Raw genomic sequence first — 15429 nt, 5'->3', positions numbered from 1 at the left:
CTTTCTTCTGGTGCTTTGTCGATGTTAGCGTAGTCTACGAATTCTCCTGAGCCCATTCTCTTGTTTAATACAAGTGTTACAGCTGCAGTTAATGTTGTTTTACCGTGGTCAACGTGACCTATTGTACCAATGTTAACATGTGGTTTTGTTCTTTCAAATTTAGCTTTACTCATTGCTTCCCTCCTGGAAATTTTTAGTTATTTTTATTATATCACAAACGTTAACAAATTACATTTTTTGGGGGAAATTGTAGATATGAAACCTCACCGGCAAATCATCGGTGAGGCGTTTAAAACTAAAATATTTCATCAAGTTTTTCTTCTAAGTTTCTATCTTGGATACATTTTAGAGAGTCTAATTTTCTAAGGTTGTGCTTTTCAATGTTTTTTTTATCTGAAAATCCTAAAATATAATTCATAGATATCCTATAAATTATTTCAGTTGGAGCAAGTCCAAATACTTGGTTTGCAAATATATGGTTTAATCTTTCCTGATCATCAGGGAAAACTTTCTTTATTTCTTCACTTCTGTAAAGTCTTTTAACAATCTCAGTTATATACAATCCCGATTTCATATACAAATCAATAAATGTCTTGTCCGGATTATCAAAACATCCTGGATTCTCTTCTTCTAGCATATCCACCATTTCCTTTACAATGTTCTTTGGCGTAAATATTTGGTTCGTTTTTTGAGGTGGAATATAATCGAAAATATCTTTTTTAATATTTTCGTCAAAATAATTTGATAATTCAGTTTTTTTATTCAAAAATTCAATAACAGAATCATTGAACACTATTTCGTCAAATAGCTGACCATCAAAATGTTTTGTTTCTTCAGCTTCTTCATCATAATAATCTCCGCCATCTCTCAAAAATCTAAATTGATCCAAAGTAATACTTGTGACTTCTATGAAAACATCATTTGGAACAATCTTATCGAATGAATCAAGCGTTACATCCTCTGAGCCATAAGCCATCAAGAAAGAAGGAATAGTTCTTGCAAATCCTCTCAAATGATCTCTAACACTATTTTCTATTTCGTGTTTTTCGTCATTCTTCTTTTCTTTTTCAATGGTTTCAACAATTGTTTCTCCAGATTTTTTTAACAAATCATCTTGTTTAAACTTTTCTCTTATATTAGTAAATAGCTCTTCTGTTTTCTTGCTTAGCTCATCATTATATTTTTCATTTATTGAAGTAACCTCTTCGCTAGATGATGCCTTTTGTACCTCTTCTTTTCTTTTTGATTCTAATAAATTAGTTTCAATCTTCCAGCTTCCGTACTCCTTGTTAACGATCTGCTCAGTAGTTTTGTTAAGCTTGTTTTCTAACTCTCTTCGTGTAGATTTCTTCAAATCTTTACCGTAAGATTCCTTCGCAACATCTATTAATGTTTCTGTCACAGGATCGGTAAAAGATTGTTTTAAACTTTTTAAATTATTTGTATCGGTAGCATTGCTATCAAATGTGTATATAGGTTGATCTGTTTTTATGGAGTTTTCTATTATTTTGTATACCTTATCTCCGAAAATATTCTCTGTTTTCTTTTCTACATCTTCAATTGGAATTGTAACTTCATTGTTCTCATCCAAGTTCAATGCTTCGACACTGCTATTGTTCAAGTCAGAATATTTCTTGTTTTCTTTTATAGCATCGAACTTATCGATTATTTTCTTTACAGCATCTGGGGCACTAAATATATTACCGATATTAGAGAATAAGAAGTTCGACATAAAACCATGATTAACTACTTCAGTCGCATGAATCTTACGAGGAATCGTCAACACTTTTTCAGCATCCAATAATACCATTGAGCCATCAGGATCTTCACCAAATACAGGGAAGAAATTCAACAATTCCTTGATTTGTTTCTTTCTTGTTTCCGTATCACCACGTCCACCAGAAGTATATTGCGATAAATCATTTGCAAATTCTTCAAAAATAGTCAAAGTCCTAGCTGGATCAAAATCAAATACATAGGCATTTTTCTTCCTATACATTTTGTTGCCATCATTAAACAAGCAAGGGTTTTGTGCTCTGAAAGCCGCTTGCATGTACAACGAAGGACTCTTCATATTACTTAACATCAACACAGCAGTCCATTCAGGAATCGTAATTCCTGTTGTCAACTGACCAACAGACAAAGTAATAGTCTTGTCGTATTTTTTGATAGCATTCACAACTTGGTCGTATGCTTTTTCATTTACTGCTTCATCATCAAGCCTTCCATCTCCTGCTGCTATAATTATTTCATAATCTCTAAATATAGGATGTTCTCGTAATTTCTTGCCCAAAGCCTTCGCACTGTCAACACGATTTAAAATCCAAAAAGAATGCTTAATCTCATTTCTCAAATCTTCAGTTGAAAACGGAAACTTTTCCAATGTAACCAAAGCATCCAAGAATTTATCAACATCATACTCATAAATAAATCTACCCGATTCATTTGTTGAGAAGAATTCATTCAAATCAAAAGCAAATTCCTTAACATCTCCTTCGATTTCAATTCCTTCCTCTATTTTATCTCTCACAATATCTGACATCTTGTAAGTAAACAAATTAAGCTGAGGAAGTTGAGAGTAAGGATTTTCTTCTTCGTTAGAATTGTCCCAATTATGCTTTGCCTTTTGTTCATCAGCATAAGTCCAGTTATATATTGCATCATCTGAAAACTTATCATTAGCTAATGCCTTAAATGGAGTTCCCGAAAGATGAAGAGTATTCTTTCTTGAAATATGATCAAATGCAACATCAGTCTTGTACGTATCCACACCCTCATGCGCTTCATCGATAATTAAAATATCCCAAGTAATCCCAATTTGTTTTCCATCTTTTCCGATATGATTACTAAGTTCGCTTAACTTATCCGAAGTAGGATCTCCACCAAAATATTTCGAACCCTTTATATCTTGCAAGCTAACAAATTCAATGTTTCCTTTTAGGTTTTCATCAATTCCTAACCTATCAGTATATTCTTTTCTTGTGAGTACGAATTTCTTATTCTTCAAAGAATCCACACGACTTACAAAATAATATCCAGAATTCGCGCCAATAAACTTTTCATAATCCTCATACCACGAATTAGCAATAGCTGGACGATTTGTTACTATCAAAATGTTTTTAAATCCCATTTTCATACACAAATCATACGCCGACAAAGTTTTTCCAAATCTTGGCTTAGCATTCCACAAAAATTCTCCATTTTCGTGAGATTGAAAATATTCAATAGTCTTATTTACACAATTTTCTTGTTCATTTCTGAGATTATACGGGCTAGGGTCATTATTATCTTCAACAAAACCCTTGTTTTCACGAAACTCATTAAAATCATTCTTCGCACTATCAGGATCTATCTGAAACCATTCCGTATTATCTTCTCTTTTAATACCAAGTTTATTCAAATAACTGTGGAACTCCTTGTCAGTAAAACACTCATTAGTTCCCTCATATACAGCGTTCTTGTTCCAATGCAACTTGTATTTGATTCCTGCAGTATGAGTTTGTTCCTTGATTCTAGTATATACATCCCTCTCAGTAAATCCAATCTTAGTCCAACCATCATGATAAGAAATGCCAGGAGTAGTGTATGCATAACATTGTGGAATAACTTCTTTTGTTGTGTTGATATTAATTTTTTCCATTATTTCATCTCCTGAACTTTCTCTTCGATAAAATCTATCTCGTCTTTTGATAAATTATATTTTTTGTACAACTGTTGGTCTATTTCTGGAATTGATTGTGACCAGTCAATATCAGAATCTTCGGTAAAATCTTGGATAGGGATTTTAGACCAAGTTTCTTTGGTTTTATTATTCTGAGTTACTTTTTTTATTCCCAACATTGCTCTTGTAAACTTGCATTTTATATATTTTAGCAAATTATTAGCTTCTTCATACGTTTCGAAACAGCCTATGCTAATAAATGTTTGAGTATATCCGATTAGGGGTTCCCCGATTAGGGGTGTGCTCAAAACCTCTCCTATTGCTCCTGAGCCATTCGCTGCCGGTACTATTACTTTGTATGCATACAGGTTCCCATTGTCCTCAATAAAATCCTTCTTTATCCATTTAAAAATCCTTTTATTGTCCTGGCGCCCAATTATTCTATAGTAATCCTTCTTACTACTATCTTCTATGTTATCTAAAAACAATTCGCTTAGTGTATCAAAAATGGAAGAAACTAATCTTCGTTCTTTTCCACCGCTTCCCAATCTTTTTATAAAATCTTCGTTATGTTTTCTTAATTTATCAAGATTTAACTTGTTTTGTACGTACATTAGATGACCAATACCTAAATTGTCTTTTCCTTCTTTTGCTACAACTTTTTTCAAAATACTATTAAGTTCCTCAAAAGGAGTGAACGTTCCTATTTCCCCAAAATTTTTTGTAGCATCACGATATGTGATGGCTACCCCTCCTTTAATGTCTGTACCAGGAAATGCCATATTACTTTTTTGAATGTATTTCATAACTTTAAAATGCTCGTCATTTAACATTTTATTATTCCACTTTGTTGATGTTGAGCCTATATTAAATAGAAATCTAGCCAATGTAATTAACATGACTTTATCAGATATTTCGTATGATTTTTCCATAAATATATCATAAAGTGCATCACTTCTATTTCTAGTTTCCTTATCTTCTTGATAAGGCGGATTACCTATTACAAAATCAAATTTTTTCATTCTATTTCTCCCTCAACTCATTAAATTCTTGCGATTTATTAGCTTTCCAATCGAATATTCTGCAATTTATTTCAGTGTTTTCTTTTTTTTCGAACAAGCTCACTTGCTCATTTGATTTTATCTCGTCACTAAATGGAACTGTCCCTGTCAATCCATCCATTTGCCAAATATTCCAACTTATTATGTTTGCTAATTTTAGTAAAGTTTTGTTGTCAACTTTTTCATTCCATTTTTCTTCGTAATATTCTACAAATGTTAATAGTACATTTATTCTTGCAATCAACAAGCTATCTCCCTGATATTCGTATCCATAACAGCTTTGTACGGATTTTATTGCCCAGTTTATCCAATCTTTTTTCGTTGTGACGTTTTCATTTACTATTCTTAATTTTCTATCTAAAAATCCTATTCTATTTATGGTTTTAGCTATTCTTTCTCCTGATGATACATCATATCTTGATACTAAAAACGGAGCTTCTCCACATGTAATCTCTAATCTTACAGATTGAATGTAATCTTGCCAAGTTTTCCCTTCTGGTAATTTTATAGTTTCTGAAGTAGGATTCCACGACATTCCTTCTTCAACATTGAAGATATTTTTTCTTCCAAACCATTCTTCATCGATGCTATTATTCATCTGATTAACAATCCACGATGGTGTAAAAACTTCAGCTCGTTTTTTCGTTCGTTCTGACTGCGTGTCTTCCTCCTTAGAAGTTCGTGGTTCTAATTCAAATCCTATCTTAGTGAATATATTTTCTCCAATTTCTTTATTATGTATAAACGATGATCCCAGATATTCCCTTGTATTTGTTGCCCATATTATATTTTTCTTGGTTGTTTTGTCTTGTAACAGTTTTTTTAAAGTTGTTCTAACTGCGTAAGAATCAAAATCTATAAGTTTTTCTGACATATCTTTCCTCACCATTTGTATTTTTTTCTCTATTATATTAATTGTATCATTATATATTTTTTTCTCCAATAATTGGTTACAATTTTTCTTGACCTATGACACTGTGTCACATGTAATTTAATTGTGATGAGGTGTCTTTTTATTTGAGGAGTGATTAAATGCCGAAGCAAACTTTTTATAATTTAAATGAAGATAAGAAAAATTTAATTTATACGGTTTCGAGGAAACGAACGTGATTGTTCGTGCGGCAATCGACGGAACTTCTGGTATCGGTCACATTGTCCTCGGCGTTGGAATTGTGTGGATGTTTGTGAAATTATATAATTTGAAAATAGCAGAGTAATTACAAGAGTAGCTTATGTGAGCTACTCTTTTTGTGGGGCTTTCTGTTTCATTTGGGTATATATTTACTGAAGGCTATTGAAACTTATATAACAAAAGGAGGATTTTATGGCGAAGAATTTTGAAAATGCCTGTGTAATTGGCGGTGGCGTTATTGGTTCATCGTTTACTTTGCTTTTTGCTATGGGCAAGATGGATGTTAAAAGTTACAACAGAAGTCTGGAAAGTGAAGCAAAGACTAAGAAGATTGTAGAAAAATACGTGGATGAGTTGATTGAGAAGAAGGTCGTTACGGAAGATAAGGAAACGATTTTATCGAGAATTAGCTATACTACGAACGAACAAGAAGCGATTGAATTTGCAGATATTGTGGAAGAATGTATTCCAGAAAATTACGACGTGAAGAAGGAATTCGTGAAGGTTTTTGAAAAATACGCAAAGCCTGACGCTGTTTTGTGTTCAGCAACATCGGGACTACTAGTCACTAAAATCGCAGAAGATGCTGAGCGTCCCGAAAGAATTTTCGGAGCACATCCTTACAACCCACCTCATTTGATTCCACTGATTGAGATTTCACAAGGAGAAAAATCTGACCCAGAAACTGCGAACGATCTTCGTGAATTATTCACTAGATTGGGCAAGAAACCTATCATCATCAGAAATGAAGTTCCAGGTTTTATAGCAAACAGGCTTCAAGCTGTGGTTATGCGTGAGATGATGGATTTGGTGGACAAAGGTGTCGTTAGCATGGAAGATTGCGAAACTGCGTTGACATTTGGCCCTGCAATTAGATGGGCAATCATGGGTCCTGGACAAATATTTGAACTAGGCGGCGGTGAACACGGACTTCAAGGTTTACTCGACCATATCGGCCCTTCGATGGAAACTTGGCTTGAAGATGCCGCTACATGGACGAAATTCACAGACGACATCAAGAAGAAAACAGTCGACGGAGTTCACGAAGCAATCAAAAACAGACCGGCGGCCATCGGCAACACTCATGAAACTCTTGCAAAATATCGTGACGGTATGCTTGTCGAAATATTAAGACTTCACAAAGATTATAAAATTTAATGATATAATGTGAAAATCTCCCGAATGTTTCGGGAGATTTTTTGGTTGGTTATTAAATTTCTTTTCCATATATTTGATTGAGGCTTTTTCCATCGAAAATCTTATCCATAAAAGCTTCCATAATTGTATCGTATTCAACTTCTTCTCCAAGGTATCCCAGAATTACTCCTTCACAGACACTTACGATGGCATCTTTTCCATTGTAAATAAATTCAAAACCCGCTCTGAATTTTGCCCAATCGTCGACTGTAAATCGGGAGTTGCCGCTTGATATATCATTCACATCTTCTACGAGATATTCTGTAAAATACTCGTCATTCGAAATGATAAGATTGGTGCGATTTGGATGTAGCTTTGACATCATACAAAGATTATACGCCATTTCAATTCTTGCAACTTTGCTAGATTCAATTCTAATCGAATCATCATTAGACAGATTGTTTATAGCATTTTTCCACAAAAGAGCCTGTTCACCAAAAATATTGAAATATTTGTATCCATTTTGCAGTAAACTTTTCACTAATTTGTCTATTATTAATTTGTCAGTAAAATGATGGACAATTAAAAAGCAATTGTTTCCTTTTATCACTGAAATATCCATATTATAACTGTCAAAAACGTGAATATTTTCAGCTATTATTTCATTATTGTAGTACATAATGTTCTCCTATATTTCGTGAAGAAATATTTTAACATTCATCCTCATCCATCTTCCCCTTAATTTTTTGGCAGATAATTCTCCATAAATCATTTTGCCCGCATCCATGAGTCTCGCAATAACAATGTTGTTTTGTCGCGGAATATATCCAATCTTTATTTTATTAACTGTTTCGACTCGAATCGCAAAATGGTCTGATGAATCTTCCAATTCGCGATAAAAAATCATTTTGTCTCCCATTTTCAAGGAAGCTTCTACCTCCTCAACTTTTTCTATTTTTGTTGTATGTGCCAAAGTACATTCACATAAGTAGATATCACCTTGAGATTTTGGGATATTTTCTATTCTGTTGTTTCGAATTAATATGTTTTTAAGAGATTCATCATCTTTTTTTGTCAAATCAGCCATGTTTTTCTCCACGTATGCTAAATTAATTGTTGCTAAAATGTCGTAATGTTACAAAATACTTTTGATACATTGTCAATAAGTCGTGTTTGGGCATCATTTTTGTCTTTTTGGGTATCATTTTTGCCCTTTTGGGTATCACTTTGGGTATCATTTTTGTCTTTCTGGGTATCACTTTGGGTATCATTTCTACACAAACCACTACCCCCAGTATTTCTGATCCACTGTCCTATATCTAATGGCTTCCATCAAATGTTTTGCTTCGATGTTTTCTTTTCCATCCAAATCAGCGATTGTGCGTGATATTTTTAGGATTTTATCGAATGATCGGGCGGAGAATTTGTATTTGTCGAATGCCAACTGTATGATGGAGTTTAACTCATCGTTTAATTTGCAGTATTTTCTAATTTGTCGGGTGTTCATTTGTGAATTGGTCGTGATTTTTTCGTTTTTGAAGCGTTGTTTTTGGATTTCTCGTGCAGCTTCGACTCGTTTTTTGATTTGTTCTGATGTGTCGCACTTTTCATCTGTTGTGAGTTCGTCCAATTTTACTGGCGAAACTTCGACATGAATGTCGATTCTATCGAGTATTGGTCGGCTGACTTTGTTCAGATAGTTTGCGATTTGATTTTGTGAACAAGTGCATTCGTGGTTAGGATCACCGAAGTATCCACACGGACATGGATTCATTCCTGCTACAAATAGGAAATTTGCAGGATAGGACAATGATGCGTTGACTCTTGTTATGGTTATGTTTTTCGTTTCTAGTGGTTGGCGCAACACTTCTATTGTCGATTTGGAAAATTCTGGAAGTTCGTCAAGGAACAATGCGCCATTGTGAGCAAGGCTGATTTCCCCAGGTTTTGGAACTCTGCCTCCACCTATTAGGCTGACTTGGCTTGCAGTGTGGTGAGGCGAGCGAAATGGTCTTGTGGTTACGATGTTTTTCTCTCCAAGAAGTCCTGCGACGGAGTAAATTTTCGTGGTTTCCATTATTTCATCGAAGCTCATGTCGGGCAAAATCGTGCTGAGTCTCATTGCTGACATTGTTTTGCCGCTTCCTGGTGGCCCAATCATCAACAAATTGTGAAATCCCGCCGCAGATATTTCCATGGCTCTTTTGAGGAATTTCTGTCCTTTTATATCCGAAAAATCGACGTCGTATTGTATTTCTTGTTGCATGATGTCAATGTCATCTAAGATTTTCAATTCTTGTTCGCCATTCAAAATCCTGATGATTTCATCCAAGCTTTCCACTGAAACTTTTTCTATGCCTTTGACCATGCTGCATTCTTGTGCGTTTTGTTTCGGTATGTAAACTCTTTCGTATCCCAAATCTTTCAGTGACAAAACCATGCACAACGATCCGTTGACTGGGTTCAATCGTCCGTCCAATGATAGTTCGCCTATGAACGCCCATTTTTCTGAAAAATCTTCCACCACTCCCATTGATTGCAAAATCGCCATCGCAATCGCAAGGTCTAATTGCGATCCTTCTTTTCTCAAATTTGCCGGTGCCAAATTAATCGTGATACGTTTCACTGGAAATCTGATTCCAGTGTTTTCAATCGCAGAGCGCACTCTTTCCTTGGATTCTTTTATAGAAGTGTCGGGAAGACCAACAATGTTAAACGATCTTAGACCATTCGCAAGGTCGCACTCGCATTCCACGACATATCCGTTCAACCCCTCCAAACAACACGTGTTAACTTTCGAATACATAATTTCTCCTTGTTATCTAATTATTAATGTGATTTCTATCGAAAAATGGACAACGCAGTCCTATGCATTGGTTGTTGTGATTGGACCATTTGCACACAATATCACTGGATTCCATCTCAACTCCCAAGTTTTCATTGGCAAATTGTATTGCATCTAATATTGATATGTAGGAATCTCTCTTGCAACAACGAGGCCCGCCGACTTCTCCTATAGATTCCAACGCTTTGGAAGTCATTTTGTTCGCCATTCCCCAAGTATTCTTTGCAAGTGGAGATGAGCCCGTGACAATTGACATAAAAATCCCTGCGCTAATTCCAGCACCACAAGCTCCCCAAAAACCACAAGTCCCACCAGGAACTTGTTTGCCACGAGTTCTCATTTCCTTCAAACTTTTGTTCAAATTAATATCTCCGCCAGCATTTTTGAACGCTGTCAAAAGCGCCGCGCCGACCATAATGTGATGTTCTGGGCCGTGCATATGACAAAAAGATTCGTCCATCATTTGATCCATAATTTCGATTGGATTTTTCGATGTAGAATTCTTACAAATCCCCCAAATCACATCCATTCCATCTGTGTGACAATCGTTACACACGAAGTGACCATCGACACATCTCGTATTGCTGAGTTCTTTTTTGTGACAGATTGCACACTCCATTTCCACCGATTCGTCCAAATATTCTAACGGTTTCCCGCACAACAGGCATTCATCATTCATATTTACAACCCCTTATAATTTATTATCTATATTATATCACTATAATATGTTTAAATAAAAAAACGGTGCAGACAAATCTACACCGATACAATATTTTTATTCTTGAGATTTTTTCACGATTTCTTTTACAACATCGTCCTTTTCGAAAGCTTCCGAAACTCTCTTGATATTTGGATATTCTTTCCAAGATTTTGGAGTCATTTCACTCCAACGAGTAAGAATATAAACGTAAGCATCTAATACTGTTTTCTTATTTTTGTAAACGTGATCGCCATCACCAATCAAACGGTCCAAATGAGTCATCATTTTGTCGATAGTTTCAAATGATTTTTGTTTGATTTTATCAATCTCTGCTTCGTCAGTTGATGTTGTCAAGCCAGCCGGTACGAACAACGCTTCAAATGCTGGATGGAAATCTCCAGTCATAAAAGCCATGATTTCATCGAATTGGAACTTATCTTCGGCGCTTTCGTCAGCTCCCAAATCTTTTTCAGGGTATTTGTTCAAAATGTAGCGAAGAATTGCAGCTAATTCGCTTCTGACTATGCCTTCTCCAATATCCAATGCTGGAACTGCTCCCAACGGATTGATTTTTCTGTATTCATCTGTTCCAAGTTGTACCTTTTCTACCTCGTAATCTGCGCCTGCCCATTCCAAAGCAATCCAACAAGCAACAGCGCATGTGCCTGGTGCGTAATATAATTTCATAACATTCCTCCTTTTGTTTCGCTGTAAATTGTATACCCTTTATTCTTTTTTAATAATCAAATTGATTAGGCGAATCAAATGGCGAATTTGAAAATTTGTATGACAAATTTCTCGGATAATTTTTTGAAAATTCAAATTAATGTGCTATAATAATCACAGAGTGTTTAACACGAAGGGGTACACCACCGCGGGTGTAGGTTTCCTTCGTGTTATTTTTTTTAGGGGGGTGAAATATGATTACTGTAAATTCTGTCAAATATCCATTCGAAGAAAATTCTTCTTTGAGAAAAGTTCTTGAAGATTTGAACTTCAATGTGGAGTTGACAGTTTGCGAAGTGAACAAAAACCTCGTCAAAAAAATCGACTACGATAATTTTATCGTCACTGATAACGACGAAATAGAGGTGTTTTCATTTGTTGGAGGAGGTTAAAATGCAAGAGATTTTTAAAAGACAAATCCCCGAACACACAGATATTTTCAGAAAATCCAAAATTCTGATCCTTGGCTGTGGTGGTTTGGGAACCAATTCATGCTTTTTGCTTGCAAAATCAGGCATCGGCACCATCAAAATTGTGGACTACGACACAGTTGAATATTCCAATTTGAACAGACAAATCTACAGGCCAACTGATGTCGGCAAGTACAAGGTCGACGCATTCAAGGAAATTTGCGGTGAGTTTTTGCCATTTGCAAATATTTCTGTTGAAAACATCAAAGTTACTGAAAGTAACATCGACGAATTGACTGACGGCTACGATATCGTAATCGAAGCGTTCGACGACGAATACGCAAAGTCATTGGTATTGGAGCATTTTATCGGAACTGACAAAAAACTAATATCGGTGTCTGGAATTGGCGGCGTGAAAAAATTAGATATGAAAATTAAAAAAATGAACAACATTGTAGTTTGTGGCGATTTTGAAACGAAGACCGACATCGGTTTGTACTATCCAAACGTGATGATGGCGGCAAGCACACAAGCTATAATCGCACTTAATTGGTTATTGGAGGAAAATAATGGAAGATAAATTGATTTTGGGTGGCAAATCTTTCGATTCGCGATTTATTCTTGGATCTGGAAAGTACGATCCCAACCTTATCAAAGCTTGCGTGGAATCTGCAGGCTGCGAGATGATTACTGTGGCACTTAGACGTGCAAATACAGACGATACGAAAAATATTTTGAACTTTATCCCAGAAAATGTGACGATAATTCCGAACACTTCAGGAGCGAGAAATGCAGACGAAGCGATTAGAATTGCAAGGCTTGCTCGTGAAATGGGCTGCGGCAATTTCGTGAAAATAGAAATCATGCGTGACAGCAAGTACTTACTTCCAGACAACGTAGAAACGTTAAAAGCTACGAAAGTTTTGGCTGACGAAGGATTCGTCGTTATGCCTTATATGTATCCAGATTTGAATTTCGCGAGGGATTTGAAAGAAGCTGGTGCAAGTTGCATCATGCCATTGGGCTCTCCGATTGGATCCAACAAGGGACTTGCAACCAAAGATTTCATCCAAATCATCATCAACGAAATTGATTTGCCAGTGATTGTGGATGCAGGAATCGGCAAACCATCACAAGCGTGTGAAGCTATGGAAATGGGCGCAAGTGCAATCATGGCGAACACTGCCATCGCTACAAGCGGCGACATCAACAAAATGGCTGAAGCTTTCGCACTAGCAATCAAAGCGGGAAGACTAGCTCACATCGCAAAACCGGGCAGAGTTTTGGAAACGGGCGCTGACCCTTCATCTCCACTCAGAGATTTCTTTAAGTAGGCGACAAATGGAAGAATTCAAATATTTTAATAATATGCAAGACATTCATTCGGACATTTACGATAAATTATCCGAAAAATTATCTGAGGTAAAATCTGTAAATGTAACGGCTGATGATGTTAGAAGAACTTTGGGAAAAATCAAAAACAACGAAGCCTTGGATTATTTCGATTATTACAACATGCTAAGCGATTGTGCCATTGATTTTATAGAAGAATTGGGAGAAATCTCACAAAAACTAAGACTACAATATTTCGGAAACAACGTGTACTTGTTCAGCCCACTTTACATCGCAAATTATTGCGAAAACAGCTGCAAATACTGCGGATTTAGAGCGAAATCAGATATCGTCCGTGCGAAACTTACCATGGATGAAATAGAATCTGAAATGAAACAAATGAGACGCGAAAAAATCGAAGACGTTTTGATTCTAACAGGTGAATCGCAAAAATACTCCTCGGTGGATTATATATGTGATGCCGTAAAATTGGCGAAGAAATATTTCCGTGTAGTTGGCGTTGAAGTGTACCCTACAAATGTTGAAGATTACAAGAAACTTCACGAAGCAGGTTGTGATTTCGTCACAGCTTTCCAAGAAACATACAACCCTACAAATTACAAATTCTACCACCCAACAGGACATAAATCTTGCTTTCCTTATCGATTGGACACGCAAGAACGTGCAATCATGGGAGGAATTCGTGGCGTAGGGTTTGGGGCGTTGTTCGGACTTTCCGATGGAATTGATGACTGTTTTTGTTTGGGAATGCACGCAAATTTATTGCAAAAAAAATACCCACACGCAGAAATCAGCATATCATTTCCTCGAATCAGGCCAACGAAAAACGAAGAAGATTTGAACATAAAAGAAGTTCCTGAAACAAAATTGATGCAATTTATAATCGCAACCAGAATCTTCTTGCCATTCGCGCAAATCACAATCTCAACTCGAGAATCCAACGAGTTCCGTAACTTGTCACTATTAATGGGAGCTACCAAAATCTCCGCAAGCGTCGACACAGGAATCGGAAGACGCAATGATGAAAAAGATAAAGGCGACGAACAATTCTTGATCAACGACACAAGAACAGTCGACCAAGTAGAACGCGACTTGGCGAAGTACAACTTATATCCTGTGTATAGCGACTATATTGATGTGTAGAATTTTATATCTTATCATAAGCCCACATTGATGGGCTTTTTTTATATTAATATCTTTTCTTTATTTCCATTCTAATTCTCCTTGCAATAAAAAAAGAAGTAGATTTTTTCTCTACTTCTCCAATTTATATTTTATTTTTCCTTGTATTTTTCTATTACTTTTTCAACTTGTTCTTCAAGCTCTTTTCTGTTTGGGATATACAAGGTGTATTTTGATGCGAATATTTTATTTGATAAGTTTCCTAATGCGTATTCTGCTTGCACCCCGTCCTTATCTGTACACAATATTATTCCTATCGGTTCATTGTCCATCTCATCATTAACTTCTGATTTATAATAATTGAGATACATATTGATTTGACCTACTGCTTCCGGCATTAGCTTGCTTGTTTTTAGTTCGATTAAGACATAAGACCTCAATATTTTATTGTAAAATACCATGTCCACATAATAATGAGTGTTGCCTAGGGTTACCCTTTGCTGACTGCCTACATACATAAAACCCTTGCCAAGTTCTAGCAAAAACTTTTCAATATGATCTATAAGTGCTTTTTCCAAATCACTTTCCATCATTGGTTTTTCTTCTGGCAATCCTAAAAATTCAAAAACATAAGGGTCTTTTACGAGGTCAGATGCCTTATTTATTTCATTGCCCTTTAAGGCTAGGTCTAGGACTTTTTCTTTGTTCTCTTCTCCTGATGATAAGAGCAATCTTTCAAAAAGCGATGTTTTAATTTGTCTTTTAAGTTCTCTTACCGACCAATTTGCGTTGATACTTTCTTTTTCATAAAAACTTCTTTTTTTCTCATCGCTAATGGATAAAAGCTCACAATAATGGGACCAGGTCAATTTAACAGACACTGTCTGTTGAATTTCATATTCATGAAAAAATCTCCTCATAAATTGCAAGTTTGATACTGAAAATCCTCGCCCAAACTCTTTAGTTAATCTCTTAGATAAATCTTTAAGTAGCTCTCTCCCATACTCTGCTCTTTCTGAATGACCTTGCTCATCTTCTACAATGATACGTCCAATCTCCCAGTAAGTTTGTACCAAAATATTATTGACTTCACGAAAAACTTCATTTCTTGCCTTCTCCATCAATATTTTTATGCTATTAAAAACATCATCATGAACTCTATCTATATTGTTTTCGTTATTCATACAAAGCACCTCTTTGCCCTCTTAATCGCTATAATTATATCATAAATATTGTTAAATGATTTTTTATATCAACTTCTAAGATTGCGTCTCTTGTTATT

17 protein-coding genes are annotated in these 15429 nt (G+C 35.6%); 6 read left to right on the top strand and 11 right to left on the bottom strand.

The annotated features are described in order from the left end of the window. From GKF99_RS04860 to GKF99_RS08695, 4 genes are all read right to left on the bottom strand, one after another. Nucleotides 1-173: GTP-binding protein (locus tag GKF99_RS04860; RefSeq protein ID WP_241673571.1), on the bottom strand; the 173-nt coding region annotated here is incomplete at its 3' end. A 122-nt stretch (nt 174-295) separates the two neighbouring features. Then, complete coding sequence (locus tag GKF99_RS04855; RefSeq protein WP_154272770.1) at nt 296-3640, bottom strand: DEAD/DEAH box helicase family protein; 3345 nt, start codon at nt 3638-3640, stop codon at nt 296-298. Next, complete coding sequence (locus tag GKF99_RS08700; RefSeq protein ID WP_241673570.1) at nt 3640-4683, bottom strand: Eco57I restriction-modification methylase domain-containing protein; 1044 nt, start codon at nt 4681-4683, stop codon at nt 3640-3642. Before GKF99_RS08700 ends, GKF99_RS04855 begins: the two co-directional genes overlap by 1 nt. A gap of 1 nt (nt 4684) precedes the next feature. Further along, the gene (locus tag GKF99_RS08695; protein WP_241673569.1) at nt 4685-5596 is read right to left on the bottom strand and encodes a restriction endonuclease subunit M; all 912 of its coding nucleotides are present in this window, start codon (nt 5594-5596) and stop codon (nt 4685-4687) included. Nucleotides 5597-5828: 232 nt separating this feature from the next. Here GKF99_RS08695 and GKF99_RS08690 point away from each other — a divergent pair, with 232 nt between their 5' ends. Both GKF99_RS08690 and GKF99_RS04840 read left to right on the top strand, forming a co-directional pair. Further along, nucleotides 5829-5939, top strand: coding sequence for a DUF2871 family protein (locus tag GKF99_RS08690; RefSeq protein ID WP_347233079.1), 111 nt, complete (start codon nt 5829-5831; stop codon nt 5937-5939). 107 nt (nt 5940-6046) lie between these two features. Then, nucleotides 6047-7012 carry a 3-hydroxyacyl-CoA dehydrogenase family protein gene (locus GKF99_RS04840; protein WP_154272769.1) on the top strand — a complete coding sequence of 322 codons (966 nt, stop codon included), beginning with the start codon at nt 6047-6049 and terminating at the stop codon, nt 7010-7012. 52 nt (nt 7013-7064) lie between these two features. Here GKF99_RS04840 and GKF99_RS04835 read toward each other — a convergent pair whose 3' ends face one another. From GKF99_RS04835 to GKF99_RS04810, 6 genes are all read right to left on the bottom strand, one after another. Continuing rightward, a complete protein-coding gene (locus GKF99_RS04835) occupies nt 7065-7670 on the bottom strand; it encodes a hypothetical protein (RefSeq protein WP_154272768.1) in 606 nt (201 codons plus the stop codon). A 9-nt stretch (nt 7671-7679) separates the two neighbouring features. Further along, entirely contained in the window at nt 7680-8078 is a 399-nt protein-coding gene (locus GKF99_RS04830; protein ID WP_154272767.1) for an HIRAN domain-containing protein, read from the bottom strand. A 32-nt stretch (nt 8079-8110) separates the two neighbouring features. After that, complete coding sequence (locus GKF99_RS04825; protein WP_154272766.1) at nt 8111-8272, bottom strand: hypothetical protein; 162 nt, start codon at nt 8270-8272, stop codon at nt 8111-8113. 4 nt (nt 8273-8276) lie between these two features. Further along, complete coding sequence (locus GKF99_RS04820) at nt 8277-9797, bottom strand: YifB family Mg chelatase-like AAA ATPase (RefSeq protein ID WP_154255018.1); 1521 nt, start codon at nt 9795-9797, stop codon at nt 8277-8279. Between the two features lie 16 nt (nt 9798-9813). Further along, a complete protein-coding gene (locus tag GKF99_RS04815) occupies nt 9814-10515 on the bottom strand; it encodes a DUF5714 domain-containing protein (RefSeq protein ID WP_154255019.1) in 702 nt (233 codons plus the stop codon). A gap of 96 nt (nt 10516-10611) precedes the next feature. Beyond that, nucleotides 10612-11223, bottom strand: a complete 612-nt coding sequence (locus GKF99_RS04810) for a glutathione S-transferase family protein (protein WP_154255020.1) — start codon at nt 11221-11223, stop codon at nt 10612-10614. Between the two features lie 233 nt (nt 11224-11456). Between GKF99_RS04810 and thiS the strand changes: the two genes are divergently transcribed. From thiS to thiH, 4 genes are read left to right on the top strand one after another with little or no spacing between them, the layout of a single operon-like run. Beyond that, complete coding sequence (gene thiS, locus GKF99_RS04805) at nt 11457-11654, top strand: sulfur carrier protein ThiS (RefSeq protein ID WP_002835868.1); 198 nt, start codon at nt 11457-11459, stop codon at nt 11652-11654. Between the two features lies 1 nt (nt 11655). Next, entirely contained in the window at nt 11656-12252 is a 597-nt protein-coding gene (thiF, locus tag GKF99_RS04800) for a sulfur carrier protein ThiS adenylyltransferase ThiF (protein ID WP_154255021.1), read from the top strand. Beyond that, the gene (locus GKF99_RS04795) at nt 12242-13006 is read left to right on the top strand and encodes a thiazole synthase (RefSeq protein WP_002835870.1); all 765 of its coding nucleotides are present in this window, start codon (nt 12242-12244) and stop codon (nt 13004-13006) included. The genes thiF and GKF99_RS04795 overlap by 11 nt, the downstream gene beginning before the upstream one ends. Nucleotides 13007-13013: 7 nt before the next feature. Next, entirely contained in the window at nt 13014-14168 is a 1155-nt protein-coding gene (thiH, locus tag GKF99_RS04790) for a 2-iminoacetate synthase ThiH (protein ID WP_154255022.1), read from the top strand. 131 nt (nt 14169-14299) lie between these two features. On the opposite strand, the gene GKF99_RS04785 is transcribed toward thiH, so the two are convergent. Further along, nucleotides 14300-15331, bottom strand: a complete 1032-nt coding sequence (locus GKF99_RS04785; protein WP_154255023.1) for a PDDEXK nuclease domain-containing protein — start codon at nt 15329-15331, stop codon at nt 14300-14302. Nucleotides 15332-15429: the final 98 nt, after the last annotated feature.

Source organism: Finegoldia sp. BIOML-A2 (genome assembly GCF_009678315.1).
GTDB lineage: Bacteria > Bacillota > Clostridia > Tissierellales > Peptoniphilaceae > Finegoldia > Finegoldia magna.
Note: the sequence above shows the minus strand (reverse complement) of the source record. Positions and strands in the feature narration are given on the sequence as shown.

Bases quoted from the DNA above. Each gene is read 5' to 3' on its own strand.
- GKF99_RS04815 (WP_154255019.1), bottom strand. From the start codon at position 10,515: ATGAATGATGAATGCCTGTTGTGCGGGAAACCGTTAGAATATTTGGAC.
- GKF99_RS04795 (WP_002835870.1), top strand. From the start codon at position 12,242: ATGGAAGATAAATTGATTTTGGGTGGCAAATCTTTCGATTCGCGATTT.
- GKF99_RS08700 (WP_241673570.1), bottom strand. From the start codon at position 4,683: ATGAAAAAATTTGATTTTGTAATAGGTAATCCGCCTTATCAAGAAGAT.
- thiS (WP_002835868.1), top strand. From the start codon at position 11,457: ATGATTACTGTAAATTCTGTCAAATATCCATTCGAAGAAAATTCTTCT.
- GKF99_RS04810 (WP_154255020.1), bottom strand. From the start codon at position 11,223: ATGAAATTATATTACGCACCAGGCACATGCGCTGTTGCTTGTTGGATT.
- GKF99_RS04820 (WP_154255018.1), bottom strand. From the start codon at position 9,797: ATGTATTCGAAAGTTAACACGTGTTGTTTGGAGGGGTTGAACGGATAT.
- GKF99_RS04840 (WP_154272769.1), top strand. From the start codon at position 6,047: ATGGCGAAGAATTTTGAAAATGCCTGTGTAATTGGCGGTGGCGTTATT.
- GKF99_RS04830 (WP_154272767.1), bottom strand. From the start codon at position 8,078: ATGGCTGATTTGACAAAAAAAGATGATGAATCTCTTAAAAACATATTA.
- GKF99_RS04835 (WP_154272768.1), bottom strand. From the start codon at position 7,670: ATGTACTACAATAATGAAATAATAGCTGAAAATATTCACGTTTTTGAC.
- thiF (WP_154255021.1), top strand. From the start codon at position 11,656: ATGCAAGAGATTTTTAAAAGACAAATCCCCGAACACACAGATATTTTC.
- GKF99_RS04855 (WP_154272770.1), bottom strand. From the start codon at position 3,640: ATGGAAAAAATTAATATCAACACAACAAAAGAAGTTATTCCACAATGT.
- GKF99_RS04785 (WP_154255023.1), bottom strand. From the start codon at position 15,331: ATGAATAACGAAAACAATATAGATAGAGTTCATGATGATGTTTTTAAT.
- thiH (WP_154255022.1), top strand. From the start codon at position 13,014: ATGGAAGAATTCAAATATTTTAATAATATGCAAGACATTCATTCGGAC.
- GKF99_RS08695 (WP_241673569.1), bottom strand. From the start codon at position 5,596: ATGTCAGAAAAACTTATAGATTTTGATTCTTACGCAGTTAGAACAACT.